At 53.9% G+C, this 16,982-nt stretch carries 13 protein-coding genes; all 13 read right to left on the bottom strand.

Annotation, left to right across the window (positions count from 1 at the left end; all coding sequences use genetic code 11):
• Positions 1-13 precede the first annotated feature (13 nt).
• The gene (locus CXF97_RS01275; protein ID WP_218239538.1) at positions 14-1,270 is read right to left on the bottom strand and encodes a hypothetical protein; all 1,257 of its coding nucleotides are present in this window, start codon (positions 1,268-1,270) and stop codon (positions 14-16) included.
• Positions 1,271-5,089, bottom strand: coding sequence for a glycosyltransferase (locus CXF97_RS01270; RefSeq protein ID WP_101155417.1), 3,819 nt, complete (start codon positions 5,087-5,089; stop codon positions 1,271-1,273).
• Positions 5,086-7,689 (bottom strand): methyltransferase domain-containing protein, encoded by a 2,604-nt coding sequence (locus tag CXF97_RS01265; RefSeq protein WP_178081131.1) that lies wholly within the window; start codon positions 7,687-7,689, stop codon positions 5,086-5,088. The genes CXF97_RS01270 and CXF97_RS01265 overlap by 4 nt, the downstream gene beginning before the upstream one ends.
• 2 nt (positions 7,690-7,691) lie before the next feature.
• Positions 7,692-9,116, bottom strand: coding sequence for an ABC transporter ATP-binding protein (locus CXF97_RS01260; RefSeq protein WP_101155413.1), 1,425 nt, complete (start codon positions 9,114-9,116; stop codon positions 7,692-7,694).
• A complete protein-coding gene (locus CXF97_RS01255; protein WP_101155411.1) occupies positions 9,106-9,933 on the bottom strand; it encodes an ABC transporter permease in 828 nt (275 codons plus the stop codon). Before CXF97_RS01255 ends, CXF97_RS01260 begins: the two co-directional genes overlap by 11 nt.
• A gap of 442 nt (positions 9,934-10,375) precedes the next feature.
• Positions 10,376-11,395, bottom strand: a complete 1,020-nt coding sequence (locus CXF97_RS01250; protein WP_101155409.1) for a glycosyltransferase family 4 protein — start codon at positions 11,393-11,395, stop codon at positions 10,376-10,378.
• Positions 11,392-12,354: an SDR family oxidoreductase gene (locus CXF97_RS01245; RefSeq protein ID WP_101155407.1), complete on the bottom strand. Its 963-nt coding sequence runs from the start codon at positions 12,352-12,354 to the stop codon at positions 11,392-11,394. The genes CXF97_RS01250 and CXF97_RS01245 overlap by 4 nt, the downstream gene beginning before the upstream one ends.
• Positions 12,351-13,274 (bottom strand): glycosyltransferase, encoded by a 924-nt coding sequence (locus CXF97_RS01240; protein ID WP_101155405.1) that lies wholly within the window; start codon positions 13,272-13,274, stop codon positions 12,351-12,353. Before CXF97_RS01240 ends, CXF97_RS01245 begins: the two co-directional genes overlap by 4 nt.
• A gap of 51 nt (positions 13,275-13,325) precedes the next feature.
• Entirely contained in the window at positions 13,326-14,216 is an 891-nt protein-coding gene (gene rfbA / locus CXF97_RS01235) for a glucose-1-phosphate thymidylyltransferase RfbA (protein ID WP_101155403.1), read from the bottom strand.
• Positions 14,213-15,106 carry a dTDP-4-dehydrorhamnose reductase gene (gene rfbD / locus CXF97_RS01230; RefSeq protein WP_101155401.1) on the bottom strand — a complete coding sequence of 298 codons (894 nt, stop codon included), beginning with the start codon at positions 15,104-15,106 and terminating at the stop codon, positions 14,213-14,215. Before rfbD ends, rfbA begins: the two co-directional genes overlap by 4 nt.
• Positions 15,103-16,179, bottom strand: coding sequence for a dTDP-glucose 4,6-dehydratase (gene rfbB / locus CXF97_RS01225; protein ID WP_101155399.1), 1,077 nt, complete (start codon positions 16,177-16,179; stop codon positions 15,103-15,105). Before rfbB ends, rfbD begins: the two co-directional genes overlap by 4 nt.
• A gap of 222 nt (positions 16,180-16,401) precedes the next feature.
• Positions 16,402-16,641 (bottom strand): LapA family protein, encoded by a 240-nt coding sequence (locus tag CXF97_RS01220; RefSeq protein ID WP_101155397.1) that lies wholly within the window; start codon positions 16,639-16,641, stop codon positions 16,402-16,404.
• Between the two features lie 30 nt (positions 16,642-16,671).
• Entirely contained in the window at positions 16,672-16,968 is a 297-nt protein-coding gene (gene ihfB / locus CXF97_RS01215; RefSeq protein WP_007950920.1) for an integration host factor subunit beta, read from the bottom strand.
• Positions 16,969-16,982 lie beyond the last annotated feature (14 nt).

The following is a 16,982-nucleotide window of genomic DNA, read 5'->3' as shown; positions in this document are numbered from 1 at the left end:
CACAAATCAGTTATTAGCTTTCGAGACTTTGGAGCTTGTCTGCATAGACAGCCGCTCTGACGTCCCAACTGTTCTGATCAGCCAAGGTACGTAGCCGCTCACGATATGCCTGATCGTTGCAGACGTTAAGGGCTTGGCGGATCGCCACGGTGAGCCCGGCGGCGTCGCCACCGGAGAAAACCTCTGGATAAACCGTGCACTCGTTCATATCGGCAGTCACGACAACCGGCTTCTCAAGCGCAAAGTACTCATAAAGCTTCAGAGGAGATGTAGAGCGCGCGACATCGCCAGGCTTGAACGGAATGAAGCAGGCGTCAAACAAGCGGGCAGACGCAGGTAGCTGGGCATAGTTGACCGGGCCAAGATAAAGCACATTCGCGCGCTGCGGTAACAACGGGACGCAACCGCTGTAGTCTGGTCCGATAAACACGAACCCCACATCCGGCATGTCCGCGCACACCTGCTCCACTACTTCATACCAGAGCCAAGGGGCAATGGCACCGAAGTAGCCGACGATGTGCTTGTAACGGCCTCTGAATTGGGTGAGTGCCGGGGGGACAGAGACGTCTTGTCGTGCAGCACGATAATGCGCCACATCTACGCCGTTGGGGACGCACACACAACGTTTGTCCCCGCACTCCGCCAGCGCCTCCTTGTGGAGTGCCGTAGCCGAGGACACGATGACATCGGCCTCCCCTTCAAATGCTGCAGCTTTCAGGTCAAGCAGTCGACGGATAGCGCCCTTGCCACCGGAAATCGAGGCGTCTATATGGTCGATATACTCGTAGACCACCCGGCCCCGAGTACGCGCAGCCGCCATCGCCTCACGCGTGGCCAAAAGCGATGTGCTGTAAAAGCAGCGCACCGCATCGGGAATGGCATTCACGCCCGCATCATTGGCGATCCATACATTCTCGGCCACTTGCCTGAAACCGAGGACGTCATCACCCATGGTCCGAAAAACCACCAGACAGTTGAGACGTCCCAGTGCCATTGCCATGTGATGAGGACGCTGAAACAGCGTTATCCCCCAATCGACATTCGCTTCGAAAATGATGATAAGACGATCACTGGCCGCGCTCAGCACCTGGCTCTGAAACTCGGCGCCCGTCAGATCTCCGGCTCGGATCGACGTGCGAACGCTACGGCTGCGCAGCCAGCGAACAATCGCATGCCGGACACCATGCAGCCGGTTACGCAGGGTAGCCGGCAACAACCAGAAACAACGGCGAGCCAGTGAGTGCACTGAAATTCGGGAACGATTGGCCATTTAACCGAGCTTCACCGCGAGAGATTCAGTCACTTGGAGCGTTTGATCACCGATCAGTCGCTGGACCAGGTTCACATAACTTTGATAGGTGCGCTCTTTGTCGAGTGCGCCAAGCTCTGCTCCCGACAGTTGCGGACGAGCACCATTGTTCAACACGCGCAACATGGCATCGGCCAGACGCTGTTCAAACTGCGCGCTGGAACGCATCTCGGTAACGCTTCCGGTGAATCGCGTCATGTCATAAACAGGATCGACAAGCTCAATACCAGCATGCTCTGCAAAGTGCGACGCACAGCCAACGCTGGACATGGCAACCGGGATATCCGCCTTGATCGCCTCAAGCAAAGTCAGTGGCCCCCCTTCGAAAAAGGTTGCAGAGACAAAAGCATCAGCCATGGCCAAGTACTCAGGAATATTGTCCGTCGTACCGACATATGTCACGCGATTGTGCAAACCATGCGCCTCGATATAAGCGACCATCTCGGCGAGCAACTGTGGTTCGTAAACCGGCCCCAAGATGAGCAGGCGGAGCTTGTCACTCGAATGTGTCGCGATCTCGAAGGCCTTGATCGCACCCAGATGATTTTTCTGGTGGTTGATCGACCCAACGTCGATGAATGCAAATTCATCGTCAGTAATACCATACTGTGCACGCAAGCGAGCACGGGCGGCGTCCCGATTGAGTTCTTCGAATGGCTTGAAGTCAATGCCGTTAGGAATGACCACGCAGCTCTGTGCGGGCACGCCCAGACGCGAAACGCTGTAGTCCTTCACTTGCTGCGATACCGCCACAAAGGCACGGGTCTTCTGCGCTACCGAAGCGAACTCCTGACGCTGCTGATCGTTGAACCACATGTAGATATTGTGGATGACCTGCACAAAACCGATGCCTTTTTCGCGATAGACATCCGTACCGCTAAAAGAGTAATGAGCCAAAACAAGTTTGGGTTGCAGCTGATCGATCAACTCACTGTGGGATTGCGCTGAGTAAGGACAACACACCACCACCTGCCCCATATCACGAGCCCGCTGGACCGCAGCGCCCTGTGTGCCCTGAACGAGCAGTACAACACGCAGTCCGGCCTTGATCATTGTCTCGTTCAAATCAAGTACAACATTTTCCAGTCCGCCAGCCTCAAAGTTATCAACTTGAACCAGGACGTCGCAGGTTGGCAGCGTCTCATGCGCAACGTCGTACGCACGATTAACGTCTACTGTCTGGACCAGCGGTTGGGACTTTCCCAGCATTGGACGCAAAACGCGCCACCCCTTGCGTGCGGCACGCCCCCGAAGGGTGCCTGCTGGCAGCACGCGGCGCGCAATGTCGGCAACGAACTGGCGCACATTCAACGTTCCAATATTCAACTTGCGCGTGTTACTGACCGGTGGAGTGAAATAGCTAAAGATTTCATCAGCACCGGTCTGGCGCACTTCCTTCAATCGATCGTAAACAGATAGGTTGGCTTCTGCCAACGCCACACGCTGTGCTTCATCAGGCAAGTTTCCGGCAAGGAAGTATTCCAGGGTGATGTAGCGCATACCGAGCGCCTTGAAATCGCCGATATCTTCGCAGTCGACGATCGGCACGATACCCATTGCAAGGTATTCCACAAGCTTGGTCGGGCAGGCCGCGCGGTTGACGATGATGTCTTCCCGAAGAATAAAACCGTAGTGACATTGCGGATAAAGCGTCATCAGTTCAGCATGGGTTTTGCCCTCCACGATCACAGACCCCAGCAGCTCTGCCGGCAGCATGTCTTTGACGATCTGAGGTTCTGGACAGTAAAACCGATGATTGCATTGGTCGGCAGTGCGGATGATTGCATCAATCATCTTCGGAACCTGCTGCCACTTGTGCAGGCCACCCGCGTAAACCACAACCGGCTTGCCATCGATGAGCGGACGGGTCGCGTGTGTCGGAGTAAAGCGAGGGAAGATCGGGAAAGAAACCGAACGAGCTTTCAGCGCCCCGCGAAACTTCTGCTGGAGATAGTTCTTCATCGCTTCAGTTACAACGATGACGATACCCGCCTTCTGCACAGCAAGTCGCTCTTCCTTCTCATAAAGAACAGCACTGAAGAAATCGTTGTGCATGCGGAACTCTTCAGGCACAACACCGTGAATATCCACAGCCTTGCGAATGAATGGCAGATGCAGAAGTTGGCCAAAGCGGTTGTCGTACATGCGCAATACGCTGTGGAAATAAATCTTCCGACAACGTAAAACAGCCATCAAGGCCAACATGCGCACCAGCATTCTGCGCTTCTTGGACCCGTTGATACGCAGGACCAGCACATTCGGTTCAGGCCGATCAAACCAGATGTTGCGCCCTTTCAGCTCGTCACTTTCGACATAGACGCGCCACCGATCGGCAAACATACGATCGACAATCTGGATACGCTGGAAATAACCGTCGCTTTGACGCTCAGGGTAGAAGTACCCTCCGAAGAAAACGATGCCATCGAATTTCAGTATAAAGTCCAAACTGCGGCGTACGAACCACAGCAATCTGGCCAGCCGTGTTTCCGGGCGCGCAGAAAATGCTGCAGAAGTAGCAGGCGGCGGGATGTCGACACCGCTGGTACCGTCTTCGGCAGGGGAAGTGATGAACGTGTGAATAGCGAAGTTGCAATCAACCCGTTCGTAGACACCGCTCGTGATCGTACTCAGGTCCGATTTGAGTGCCGCAGCCTCGTCGGCGTCGACGCCCCCACCCGTCAATGCACGCTGTATACGTGCGACGACTTTATCCCAGAGCGAGATCAAATCCCCATAGGAACGTGCAGAAGACACGGCCTTCAGGAGCGTCTCAGGCACAACACGCCCCTGAGCGGCCAACGCCTCGGTGAGTTTGCTGAATTCTGACTCAAAGTAGCTGATCTGTTTGCCAAGACTGTCTACATACAGCTCAAGAAAAGGAGCCTGCAGAGAAAGCAGCTCTTGATGCGACAGCGCGAATTCGACGTCCATTGCAAAAGAGACAATCGGTTTCTCCGGTCGGCGGCGCCAGGTTATACCGTGTTTCTGCTCGAGGTATGCCTTGTTGCGCTGTGCTCTCTCGCTGAAATACTCATATTGCAACTGGCCGAAAGATGCCGATCCCCAGTGGTGGATAAACACATCTCGGGCCAAATGAATTTCGTAGCCGGCGTTCCGTGCGCGCAGGCAATAATCGTCATCTTCAAATCCGCCCGGGAAGAACGTATCGTCAAGCAGACCGATTTTTTCAAAGGCGGCCTTGGACACCAGAACGCAAAAGAACGTTACGTCCGTTTCAACCAGATTCCCTTTCCAGGCTGCATTCCAGCGCTCGGCAAAATTGGAAACGCGCTGATATACCTTATCGTGCAGAGTCTCTGTGCGATGATCCAGACACTCAGCAAACTCCAACTGATAGTCGACAGGAACACATTGTTCGCCGTCAGCCTTGTTAGTGACCGCACTGATAAGGTCCGAACCGCTTGCCAGCAGATTGTCCAGCCAGAAATCCGTGACGATGACGTCGCTGTTGAGCAAACAGATATGAGTAATTTCTTCGTCGGCAAGAAACTCGGAAATACCGACGTTGTTCCCGCCGGAAAAGCCCAGATTGGTATCTTGCTCGACATAGCGCCACGAGGGGCCTACTTCAGCAATGTGATGGGTCATCGCTTCGCGAATCTTGTCTCGCTCGCCAGACTCCGAAGCGTTATCGACCAGTAATACTTTGTAGGCAGATTCGTTATAGGCACGTCGCATGCTCGACAACGTGATCCTGACTGCCTCGGAGGCATTGTAGGAAACAATGACAATCCCGGTTTTCGTAACTTTGTTACTCATTTCCCTACTCTCCGAACAGTCCCACGCAGGACTCTCTTCCATAACGACCGCAACGAACCTTGGTTGCTTAGCCTCAGCAAACGATTGATCTCGATATCTCTTTTAGTAATTTCCTGCAGAAGATCCCGCGAGATTGGTCCCTCATCTACATTGGCCTCAGTCAGCAGATGAACTATTTCTGCATCTCTTTTGACAACTTCTTCTGCAAGCATCTGGGCGTGGGCATCTAGCGTTCTCACTTCCTGAGCAAGACTTTGGGCACTGGCATCTTGCTGCATCACTTCCTCAGCAAGGCTCTGGGCATGGGCGTCCTGCTTGATGACCTCCAGAGCTAGACTCTGAGCATGTGCGTCTAGCCTCATCACTTCCTGAGCAAGACTCTGAGCGTGTTTGTCTTGTGCGACAACTTCCCTGGCCAGCTCGTGAGTTCGGCTTTCCAACGTGTTGACCTGCTCAACCAGCACCCTGCACGCGGCATCTTTCTCCTCCAACGCAGCAAGGAGGCTATTAACGGAGTCGCCGACATCGTCCAGCTTCTGATCACGCTCAGCTAGCTGGCGCTCAAAAAAGCCGCTGGATTCCTGGTAAACCATGCCAGGGCGTAGCGCAACACTGTCCAAAACGGACAGCCTGTAAGCCGCTCGCGACGCCTTGTCCAATAATTGAGCCGCTTCAGCCAAACCAAAGGGCAGCGGCGACCGCGGATCACCACTGATATTCAGCCATGTGCCGCTGACTAGACGTTGCACCTCGGCTACCGCGCGAACCAGATAGGCTCGTGCCGCGAGCTCATCGCCGCTTGCGACGGCAAAATCCGACAACCAGTGCAATGCATCGACGATTTTGTTGCCCAGCAATGGGCTGTAAGCGAGTACATCAATGCCGGCACAAGCCGTGAAGCACTCGATCGCATCCTCGAAACGACCGTGGATCCGCGCAAGCTCACCGCCGGCAAATAGCAAGGAGACCTGCCAACGCAATTGGTGTGGCGACGGATTGGCAATCGCAGCGAAGCGTCGAATTTCGGCCAAAAGCGCCTGGTAGCGCTCGATGGGCAGATCAACCGCTTGGGACTGGATATAGACCTTTCCGCACAGCGCTGCACCGTAATCAACCGAATCAGGGGCAGCCGTGGCCAACACCCGATCCTGCATCGACTGCAACAAAGACGCCGAACGCGCGCGCTGACCCTGAGCAACCATTCCCCGTATCAGCCACGGATTCTGGTAGTCGCGGGCAAATGCACTGACCGAGAACTCTGGCGAGTCCGGCAGTTGCCATTGAGTTTCCTCATATGGCACCGACACCCCTTCAAGCGGATCGGCCATACCCAACAGCAGAACCCACTCCGCTTCCTGTTCCGGAGTGCGATCGACGGGCACAGTCTCCCACTTACGCGGTGAGTGGTGGCACTTCATGGCGCCACCCGCCGTTTGCAACATGCCTTGTTCCAGAAGGAAATGCGTACCGCACTCCTCTACCAGCCGATCCCAGGTATAAACATGCAGATGGTGCGGGTTAGGATCTTTACCGGTTTCGTCCGCCCAGTTATTCGGGGCGCAGACCATCACGCGACCACCCGGCTTGAGCACGCGTTTCAACTGGAGCAGATATTCCATTGGCTCAGGAACATGCTCGATGGTTTCGAATGCGGCAATGAAGTCGATGCTATTGTCTGCAATCGAACTGAGCGCCTGAGCGTCACCAACCTCGAACTCGACCTTGCCAGGGCGACCGTAATGGGCATTCGCATAAGCGATACCAAAATCACTCAGATCAACGCCTAATACCGATTGGGCCTGCGAAGCCGCGTACAACATGTAACTGCCGTAACCAAGGCCGCACGCAACGTCCAGCACACGATCGCCCGGGCGCACGAACTCGGCGGCCTTCTGATAGCGAATACAGTGCGCGTCACCGCGTCGCCCAACTTCACGCAGCATGTCCGTATGGAGCAGCCGCTCTTCAACCAGAACCGACAAATCGTAATGGCGCAACGCCTCGGCAGGCACCTTCTCCAGCAATACGAATATCTGCCGTCCGTCTTCGTTCAATGCTTCATAAGGATTGATCTGGTAGTACAACTCATGCTTTCGAAACCCGGCCTCGAAACACTGGGCTTCCCACCAGTCACGCTTGGCCGTCGTCAATGGCGAAGGCTCGCCCGCTTCAGCAGATGTCGTTATCTGCAGAAAAACGTACCGGGCTGATACGCGGTACATCTCGCGCAAGGCTTGCGGCACATCTTCAGGATCAAGATGTTCCAGGCAGTTAGTGGAGACGACGGTGTCAAACTGGCCTTCAGCAAACGGCAACGATACCGCGGAGCCTCGGCTGAACCGACCAGGAAAACGTTTGTTGGCAGCTTCCACGGCAAGGGACGAAACGTCCACCCCTACTGCATTGATACCCAACGACAGGAGTTCTGAAACCAGTCCGCCCAGACCGCAACCGATATCCAGCACCGAGCCGGTGCCGCAGGTTTTGGCGACCCATCTGGATGTCTCGCGAAAATCGCCATTGCTCTCACCCGATGCAATGACGGCTTTCCAGTAATCGTTGTTGAGCAAGCTGTAATCAATCGAATTGATTGGACTCATCATTACCACCTGGCAGCCATATGTAAGTCGGCTATTCCACCGAAAAAGTATTCATCCTGCCGCACCAGTGTCTGGAAAAATGCTGCTTCATCTTTCCAGTGCAAAATTCTTTGGGCGGTATAGTCAGGCTTGCCTTCATGGGAAATGGATGCCTGAATCTCATAGAGATTCGAACCCAGGGAGCAGTCGCATTCCAGCCAGACATGGAACTGCTCTCCGGCCTTGAGCTGGCGCTTCCAGAACAGTTCGCCTTCACGCAGTCCGGCCAGAATCTGCATATCCTGGTTCAAGGTGCCCCAAGAATATATTTTTATCCCTTCACGACTTCGGATGCGCACACCGACGTTGATGCTGTCGGTATCAATGAGTGAAACACAGTTGACCCGGATGCGAATGACGTCGCCCGGATAAAAAACCGCGCATGGTTCGTCATCAACACCAAACGTACCGACGGACAACACTTCAACACCGCCATCACCGAAAGACATCTGATCAGCGCGTCCCGAGACGGCAGGCGCCTGGCTTTGTTCCGAGACTTCGCTCGACTCAGGTACGGTGGTTCCTTCGCTGGAAGCGTCAGAGTCAGCGGACTGAGGAGCCGAAGCCGGAGCGGGAGCCTTGTCTGCAGCAGGCTGCATCAGCTTGGAGAAATAATCCGACTCTTCCTGATGCAGCAGCTTGCGGTAATCGAGCAGGACCTGGGAGGCAGACCCCATCGAAACCTCTCGGCCACCCTTGAGCAGGATCGCCCGATTGGTCAGCGTTCGAACCGACTCCTGATCATGGGAGACAAACAACAGGGTCACGCCATCAGAAAGCAGCTTTTCGATCCGGCCGAAGCAGCGTTTCTGAAACAGCGCATCACCCACAGCCAACGCCTCGTCGACGATCAGAATGTCTGGCTCGATTTGAACCTGTACTGCGAACGCCAAACGTACCAGCATCCCGCTGGAGTAGGTCTTGACCGGCTGATCGAGGTAGTCGCCGATATCGGCAAAGGCAGCAATCTTGTCAAAGCGCTCGTCGACCTCATCATGGGTCATACCGAGCAGCATCGCATTCAGATAGACATTGTCACGGCCGGTGAACTCGGGGTTGAAGCCCGATCCCAGCTCAAGAAGTGCGGCGACTCGGCCACGGGTTTCAACAGTACCTACCGTCGGCGCGATGGTTCCTGTGATCAACTGCAGAAGTGTGCTTTTCCCGCTGCCGTTGCGACCGACAATACCAAAAGCCTCGCCTTTGCGAATATCGAACGAAATGTTCTCCAGAGCCCAGTACTCGCGGCAAAACGATGACGGCTTACATCCTGCCAACCGTTGAATCGGAGGAATAATGAACTGCTTTAAGCGGTCACGCGGCGTCGCATAAATCTCGTAGCATTTACCAAGACCATTTACGCGGATCGAGTACTCATCAGAGGACATCTGCAAACCCCTTTCGTGTCTTCTGGAACCAAACAAAACCAAACCATGCAATTGCGCAGGAGATCAACAGATAAAGCCCCCAAACCCGCCAGTCCATAGACTCTCCCCAATACATGAGGCCTCGTGTTTGCTCGACCGCGACAGTGATGGGGCTGACTTGCACCACTGCCTGGAATCGCTCAGGCAGGCTTTTCAGTGGATAAAAAACCGGCGACAGAAACATCAGGACGGGAACAAGGGTACTGATCACCTGCGCCACATCACGCAGGTATACCCCCAGGGAAGCCACGAACCAAGTGACCCCGAGCGTCAAAAGGGCCAGCGGTAAAAGTATCAGCGGGAAGAACAGCACACCCAGATGAGGCGCACCGTAGAAGATCACATAGAAAACCAGCCAAACCACAAAGTTCACCATCAGGTGAAAAAGTGCAGACCCGAGTGTAACAATGGGCAATATTTCCAATGGAAATATTACTTTTTTTACATAGTTGACATTCGACAGAATTAAACTTGGCGCGCGATTCATACACTCAGAGAACAAGTTAAACACCATCAGACCTGCAAACAAAACAAGTGCAAATTCAGCTTTTGAATCACTTCCACCCACCCAACGAGCCTTGAACACAACACTAAATACAAAAGTGTAAACAGCCAACATAAGCACAGGGTTAAAGAAAGACCACAACAGCCCCAGAACCGAGCCACTGTATCTTCCGGCGATGTCTCTTTTAATCAGGCTGTATATCAAACCGCGATTTTGACGGATAGACCGATACAATGTAAGGGGGGATGTTGAGCGAACAGCGTGCGGGTTCATGCGTAGCCCTTTGTTTTTTCTGTCAATATCATTTTTCTTTCGACCATCGAGGCAGGTTAACAGCAGCAACCGCTACGCAAACACACCGTAATCGGGGGGCTCCTGGAAGCCATTCCCTGCATGGGAACCGGCCCCGGACATAAAATGTGACCGATATTAGCTTCCTTGACCAAAATTCGAACATCCTACAACTTTAACGACAAGACTCATGAGCAACAGGATCAACCTCGCTGAAACGTTTCCACCGCACGCCCTTGCGATGCGAGCAGAAAAGAGAACCCGGGAATATTCGTGCAAAAATGCCAATAAACGGGGCCATCCACAGCAGGAAAATAGTCGTCAATCCTAACAGGTTTGGCCATCTCCGGACAATGGCAGGACGGCAGTGGTCGCCGACTTGGCATAATCATTATTCCGTGACACAGACGAGCCCCGCAGGAATTCATTTCTGTAATTCGGCTTTCCCGGCAGTAAATCGGAAAGCGAGAAAGACCAATGGCAAATAGGCTGCAACCAGACCTGTGAGGCCATCGAGGTAGCCATTCACGACAAGAACCGCCACGGGAAATACCCAGAAAACATTTATACAAGTCACACCCAATGTAACAACCTTATGGCTGGAAAAATGCCGGGCTGCATATTGATAAGCGTGACTACGATGAGCCTGGTAGATCTTCTCTCCTTGCACCAGCCGCCTCAACAAAGTAACAGTTGAGTCCACCGTAAAAACGGCCAATAAGATAAGCCAACTCCATAGCAACGCAGAATTACCCCACGCGGCATAAAGCGAAAAAATTCCCAAGACAACACCCAGGAATCCGCTTCCTGCATCCCCCATGAAGATACGTGCAGGTGGAAAGTTCCACAGCAGGAAACCCGCCACCGCGCTGGACAAGAACAAACTCACCCATAAAACTGATTGATTTCCAGCTATCAGGGAAACAAGACCACCTGCCAGACAGACAAAAATAGCCTGAGCACTTGCGATCCCGTCGATACCATCCATGAAGTTGTATAAGTTCAGCATCCATACGAGATAAATCGCCGCCAGCACACTGCCCGCCCAGCCAAGCTGGAACTCCATGCCAAACATGGAGACAGGCGCTATTCCTCCCATCCAGTACAAAGCCCATACAGCCGCAACGAAGTGCCCCAACAAACGCCATCTGGCCGCGATATGCCCATGATCATCGGCAAAACCAATAAGCGCCGCCAACAGACCAGAGCCAAGCAAAGCGCAAAATAGATTGAGGTCAAGCAACCCGGAACTGTAAAGCGGGGGAAGAGCCAGAATAAAGGCAACTACAATTGCCACCCCTCCTCCGCGAGGAGTAGGAAACGCGTGAGAACTACGTTCATTGGGAATATCTATCAAACTCTTGGCCAGCGCATAACGGCGCAAAACGAAGGTCAGCCCCCAAGAGAGAATAAATACTGCCGCCAACAGCCACCACACATTCATTGGGTGTTTGCATCCAGATAATGATTAACAGTTTGGCGCATCGCACGATCTACACTGACCGGTGGCAGCCAACCCAACAACTCACGATTTTTGTCGATGTCGACCTGCAATGACCCACACAAGCGCTGAGCAACTGCCTGCATGCCGAACATTGAAGCCGCAAGCCTGAGCAACCATTCAGGGATCGGCATCAGTCGGGCCCGCCCTCCGAACGCCCGGGACAATCGATTCAACATCTGCGTGGTGGACAGATCTTCCCCATCACTGACGAGAAAAACCTGATTGGCTGCCGCCGGATGATCGATACAAGTGACGATGAGACTGATCAGATTACCTATCGACACCAGACTTCGCCGATTCCGCACAGCCCCCAAGGGCAGCGGAATCCCCCTGCGCAGCCACCCCAACATACTCATGAAGTTGGCCTTTACGCCCGGCCCGTACACCAGCGGTGGACGAATGACGACGATCTCCATACCCGTTTCACGCGCCAGCAGCTTCAACGCCTCCTCGGCTTCGCACTTGGAGATACCGTAGGGATCTATGGGAGAAGGAAGATCATCCGCCCTGAAAACGCCCCCAGGCGGCGTGCTCTCACCATTCACCTTGATTGAGCTGATGAAGATGAAGCGCTTGACCCCCGACTCCGCAGCCTGCCGGGCCAGCTTCAACGTTCCCTGCACATTGACGTGGCGAAACTCAGCCAGCGCATCAGCAACATCCTCACGCATGACGTGCACCCTGGCCGCCGCATGAACCACAACCTGGATATTTTCAAAAGCAGGCAAGACGTTGCTACGAGTCAGATCGAAGGGCAACACGCGGCACAGTCCCTGTAAGCGAGTAGCACCACGCGCTGCCGCCACAGGACAAAAGCGCTTGCCGACCAATAAATGCAAAACCAGCGCCTCGCCCACAAATCCGCCGGCCCCAGTCACCAAAACATTCAGGGGCGTCATCTGACCTTCGTTCCTATGAGAGCTGTTGCCCAGCAAATACAGAAGAAAAACACCTTGTCACGCCGCCGTCGGCGGCAACGCCAGGCACTAAATGACAGACGCAACATTTGTGTGCGACGCAATCCCAGCCACCCCCGCACAAATGGATCAGCTTCCCGCCCCACGAGCCGAGCTATCAGTTGAACCTGACTGAACCACCATCCGTCATGAATCGTTTTGTAACGAGATATCAGGGAGTTAAGCCCCTTATTGGCACCAACCTGGTTACGCTCGTGCTGGCGATACTCCATGGACGGCTCGGGATCGATAAACCAGCTGAAACCATGACTGCGGGCAAAAGCATAGCAATACCAATCGTGCAGACTGACATTTTGCAGCTGCTGCCAATTGGTACGCATGGACGACTTGAGCGCTTCGATGACTTTTTTGCTCATCACGTAAGTACATCCAGGCCCGGCAGCCTCGAACAGGAAGTCCCATTCGACCTGCGGCTGAGCCTTGTTCAATAGATGAGTGCTGCCATTCGACCAGAATGCCGTGACGTTGCTGGAATAGGCATCAATGTGGCGGTTACGGATGATAGAAGTAGCACGCATCAACTTATCTGGATGCCAGATATCATCTTGATCAGCAAACGCCACGAAGTCGAAGCGCTCCAGCTCGACATCGCGAACCAAGCGAAAAAAGTTGCGAGCAGCCCCCCCAAAAGTGCCCGCTGGCGGTAAAACGATCACAGACGCGTGATCGCTCGCATATTGCTCGCACCAGATTTGCGTACCATCCGCGGAAGTATCCACACTGATAAAAACAGTGAGGTCGACGCCTGTCTGAGCAAGGATGGAAGCCAATTGCTCTTCGATCCAATGCATACCGTTGTAGGCCGCCAGTAAAACCGCAATTTGAGGAAGTTTTACTGACATGCAGTTCCTGCCGCAATTGAGCGCTTCATCTTGAAGGGGTCTCTCTTCCAGTCAGCGAGAAGATGAGTCCAGCAGTTTCTTCAGATATTGCCCATATCCGGTCTTTTTCAAGGCATCAGCCTGGGAAGCCAGCTGCGACGCAGTGATCCAGCCAGTGTGGAAGGCGATTTCTTCCAGGCACGCCACCTTCAACCCCTGACGCTGCTCAATGGTATGCACGAAGTGACTCGCCTCCAGAAGCGAGTCATGGGTCCCCGTATCCAGCCAAGCAAAACCACGCCCCAACATTTCGACGCTAAGCATCTTCTTGTCGAGGTAAGCCTGGTTGATGTCGGTGATTTCCAGTTCGCCGCGGGCCGAGGGCTTTATACTCTTGGCAATATCAACTACTTGGTTGTCGTAGAAGTACAGCCCTGTAACGGCGTAGTTGGACTTCGGCTTCAATGGTTTTTCCTCGATGCTCAAGGCTCGCCCTTGCGCATCGAACTCGACAACACCAAAACGCTCCGGATCGGAGACGTGGTAACCAAAAACCGTCGCCCCATCAGCCTGATTGCTTGCTGCTCGCAGGTTGTCCGAGAAGTGCTGACCATAAAAGATGTTGTCGCCCAGAATCAGGCAGCACGGATCATTGCCAATGAACTCTTCACCAATTATAAACGCTTGCGCCAGACCATCAGGACTCGGCTGTTCAGCATACGTCAGTTTTATGCCGTACAGACTGCCGTCGCCCAGTAGCTTCCTAAAACAAGGTAAATCTTCCGGCGTGGAGATGATCAGAATTTCACGCATCCCCGCAAGCATCAACACGGACAAGGGATAGAAGATCATCGGCTTGTCGTAGATCGGCAGCATCTGCTTGGAGACGCCTAACGTCAGCGGATGCAATCGGGTCCCCGAACCACCCGCGAGGATGATGCCTTTACGATTTGTCGTGGTCATTTGTTTAGAACTTCCCTAAGCATTCGGGTTACACCACTTCGCCAATCCGGCAAGTGTAGAGAAAAATTGTCGCGCAGTTTCTGAGTATTCAAGCGTGAGTTCAGAGGGCGACGTGCTGGTGTCGGGTAGGCTGTCGTCTCGATTGGGCTGACCGTTGTCACACCCAACTCCTCGCCTTGCGCTTTAGCGAAGTCAATGACGTGACTGGCATAGCCATGCCAAGACACTTGGCCCGCAGCAGCCAAGTGATAAAGGCCAGCTAACTCCGGTCGCTTGGTAACTTGCTGGATAGCCAACGCCGTTACGTCTGCAATCAGATCAGCCCCGGTCGGCGCTCCGATCTGATCCGCAATCACGCTCAACGTTTCGCGATCTTTGGCCAAGCGCAGCATGGTCTTGGCAAAGTTATTGCCGCGAGCACCATATACCCAGCTGGTGCGGAAGATCAGATGCTTGCAACCCGATGCGATGATTGCCTGTTCGCCGGCGAGCTTGCTGGCGCCATAATGGTTCACCGGCGCAACAGGGTCTGTCTCCTGCCATGGCGTGAAGCCTTGGCCGCTAAAAACATAATCCGTTGAGTAGTGAACCAGCCATGCGCCCAGCGATGCGGCTTCTTCCGCCATCACGCCACTCGCAACGCCATTTACGCGATCCGCCAACTCGGTTTCCGACTCAGCTTCATCGACCGCAGTGTAGGCGGCAGCATTGACGATAACGTCAGGCCTTACCTGACGAATCGTTGCACGCAAGGATTCAAGATTCGACAGATCACCGCTGAGGCCATCAACAAGGTGACGATCAAGAGCGACCAGTTCGCCAAGCGGGGCCAGGGAGCGTTGCAGCTCCCAGCCCACCTGGCCGTTCTTTCCTAAAAGCAGGATCTTCATGCTTTGCTCGAACGATCTGCATAGTTCTGATCAATCCACTGCTGGTAGCTGCCGCTCTTCACGTGCTCAACCCACTCAGTGTTATTCAGATACCACTCGACAGTCTTCCGAATACCAGTCTCGAAAGTCTCTTCCGGAGTCCAACCCAGCTCACGCTGAATCTTGCTGGCGTCGATTGCATAACGCACATCATGACCAGGGCGATCCTGAACATAGGTAATAAGGCTGGCGTGCGGGCGATGGGCAGAATCAGGACGCAACTCATCGAGCAACGCACACAGGGTATGCACCACTTCGATGTTTTGTTTTTCATTATGACCGCCGATGTTGTAAGTCTCACCGATAACACCTTCGGTCACGACTTTGTACAACGCTCGCGCGTGATCTTCGACATACAGCCAGTCACGAACCTGGTTGCCTTTGCCGTAAACCGGCAGCGGCTTGCCTTCCAGTGCATTGAGGATAATCAGCGGGATCAGCTTCTCAGGGAAGTGGCATGGGCCGTAGTTGTTCGAGCAGTTGGTGACCAGTGTCGGCAGGCCGTAAGTGCGCGCCCAGGCACGAACCAAGTGATCCGAACTTGCCTTGCTCGCCGAATAAGGCGAGCTTGGCTGGTAAGGTGTGGTTTCGGTGAAGAGGTCTTCCGGACCTTCGAGGTCTCCGTAAACTTCGTCAGTCGAGATGTGGTGGAAGCGGAAATTGGCTTTGCGGGTGTCGTCCAGAGCAGCCCAATAATGGCGTGCAGCTTCGAGCAACGTGTAGGTGCCGATGATGTTGGTCTGGATAAACTCGGACGGGCCGGAGATCGAACGGTCGACGTGGGACTCAGCGGCCAGGTGCATGATTGCATCCGGTTGGTGTTCACGCAGAACGCGATCGATCTGATCACGATCGCAAATATCGACGCGCTCGAAGGCGTAACGCGAATTCTGGCTGACTTCTGCCAGGGACTCCAGGTTGCCGGCGTAAGTCAACTTATCGACGTTAACGACTGCATCGGAAGTGTTGGAGATGATGTGACGGATGACTGCCGAGCCAATGAAGCCGGCACCGCCGGTAACTAGAATTTTCACGCGAAACGATACCCTTGAGCTGCGGACAGCGCTGCAATCGAGCGCGGTCTAATCCATGAATGCAGAGGCCACTATCATTTGGCATCCGTCAGAGCAGTCTGAATCGATATGCATTAAGGCACGATCGAACAAGGGACGCATTTTACAGCTTAATGATGCTTTTACTAATGGATAAAGACAGGCTGAGGCGCAATTTCGACAGATGCCGTGCGCCTGTCATTTTCAGATCAGTCGTTTGCGAGTCGCTCTGGTCGCACGCCCCAGAAACCAGCCCAATAGAGGTCCGATCAGCATACCAATCAGCAACGCCAATACGGTAATAACCGACACCGGCAACTGTGGGCCGGAAAAACCCAGAAACAAAAGCGAAACCGATTGCTGGTTTTCCAGCACAAACGCCAGAACAATCAGAACCATCAGCAGAAGAAAAACGCCAAGCAGTATGCGTTTCAGGTTACGCATTCACGCCCCCTTGAATTTGAATAGCGAAGATCAAGCGCCCTCCTCCTCTTCCTCGTTCACGCGGTCACGCAATTCCTTGCCCGGCTTGAAATGCGGAACGAATTTACCGTCCAGACTGACAGACTGACCAGTCTTTGGATTGCGGCCGACACGTGGTGCGCGGTAGTGCAGGGAGAAGCTGCCAAATCCACGGATCTCGATACGATCACCGGTGGCGAGGCACTGAGACATTTGTTCAAGCATGGTCTTGATTGCCAGCTCCACATCCTTGGATGAGAGTAGCCCTTGATGGGTGACAATTCGTTCGATCAACTCCGACTTCGTCATATTTTTCCCTTCTT

The sequence above is a fragment of the Pseudomonas sp. Choline-02u-1 genome (genome assembly GCF_002836515.1).
Classification (GTDB): domain Bacteria; phylum Pseudomonadota; class Gammaproteobacteria; order Pseudomonadales; family Pseudomonadaceae; genus Aquipseudomonas.
Note: the sequence above shows the minus strand (reverse complement) of the source record. Positions and strands in the feature narration are given on the sequence as shown.

Bases quoted from the DNA above. Each gene is read 5' to 3' on its own strand.
- CXF97_RS01260 (WP_101155413.1), bottom strand. From the start codon at position 9,116: ATGTCCTCTGATGAGTACTCGATCCGCGTAAATGGTCTTGGTAAATGC.
- CXF97_RS01275 (WP_218239538.1), bottom strand. From the start codon at position 1,270: ATGGCCAATCGTTCCCGAATTTCAGTGCACTCACTGGCTCGCCGTTGT.
- CXF97_RS01265 (WP_178081131.1), bottom strand. From the start codon at position 7,689: ATGAGTCCAATCAATTCGATTGATTACAGCTTGCTCAACAACGATTAC.
- CXF97_RS01250 (WP_101155409.1), bottom strand. From the start codon at position 11,395: ATGAATGTGTGGTGGCTGTTGGCGGCAGTATTTATTCTCTCTTGGGGG.
- ihfB (WP_007950920.1), bottom strand. From the start codon at position 16,968: ATGACGAAGTCGGAGTTGATCGAACGAATTGTCACCCATCAAGGGCTA.
- CXF97_RS01255 (WP_101155411.1), bottom strand. From the start codon at position 9,933: ATGAACCCGCACGCTGTTCGCTCAACATCCCCCCTTACATTGTATCGG.
- CXF97_RS01245 (WP_101155407.1), bottom strand. From the start codon at position 12,354: ATGACGCCCCTGAATGTTTTGGTGACTGGGGCCGGCGGATTTGTGGGC.
- rfbA (WP_101155403.1), bottom strand. From the start codon at position 14,216: ATGACCACGACAAATCGTAAAGGCATCATCCTCGCGGGTGGTTCGGGG.
- CXF97_RS01220 (WP_101155397.1), bottom strand. From the start codon at position 16,641: ATGCGTAACCTGAAACGCATACTGCTTGGCGTTTTTCTTCTGCTGATG.
- CXF97_RS01270 (WP_101155417.1), bottom strand. From the start codon at position 5,089: ATGAGTAACAAAGTTACGAAAACCGGGATTGTCATTGTTTCCTACAAT.
- CXF97_RS01240 (WP_101155405.1), bottom strand. From the start codon at position 13,274: ATGTCAGTAAAACTTCCTCAAATTGCGGTTTTACTGGCGGCCTACAAC.
- rfbD (WP_101155401.1), bottom strand. From the start codon at position 15,106: ATGAAGATCCTGCTTTTAGGAAAGAACGGCCAGGTGGGCTGGGAGCTG.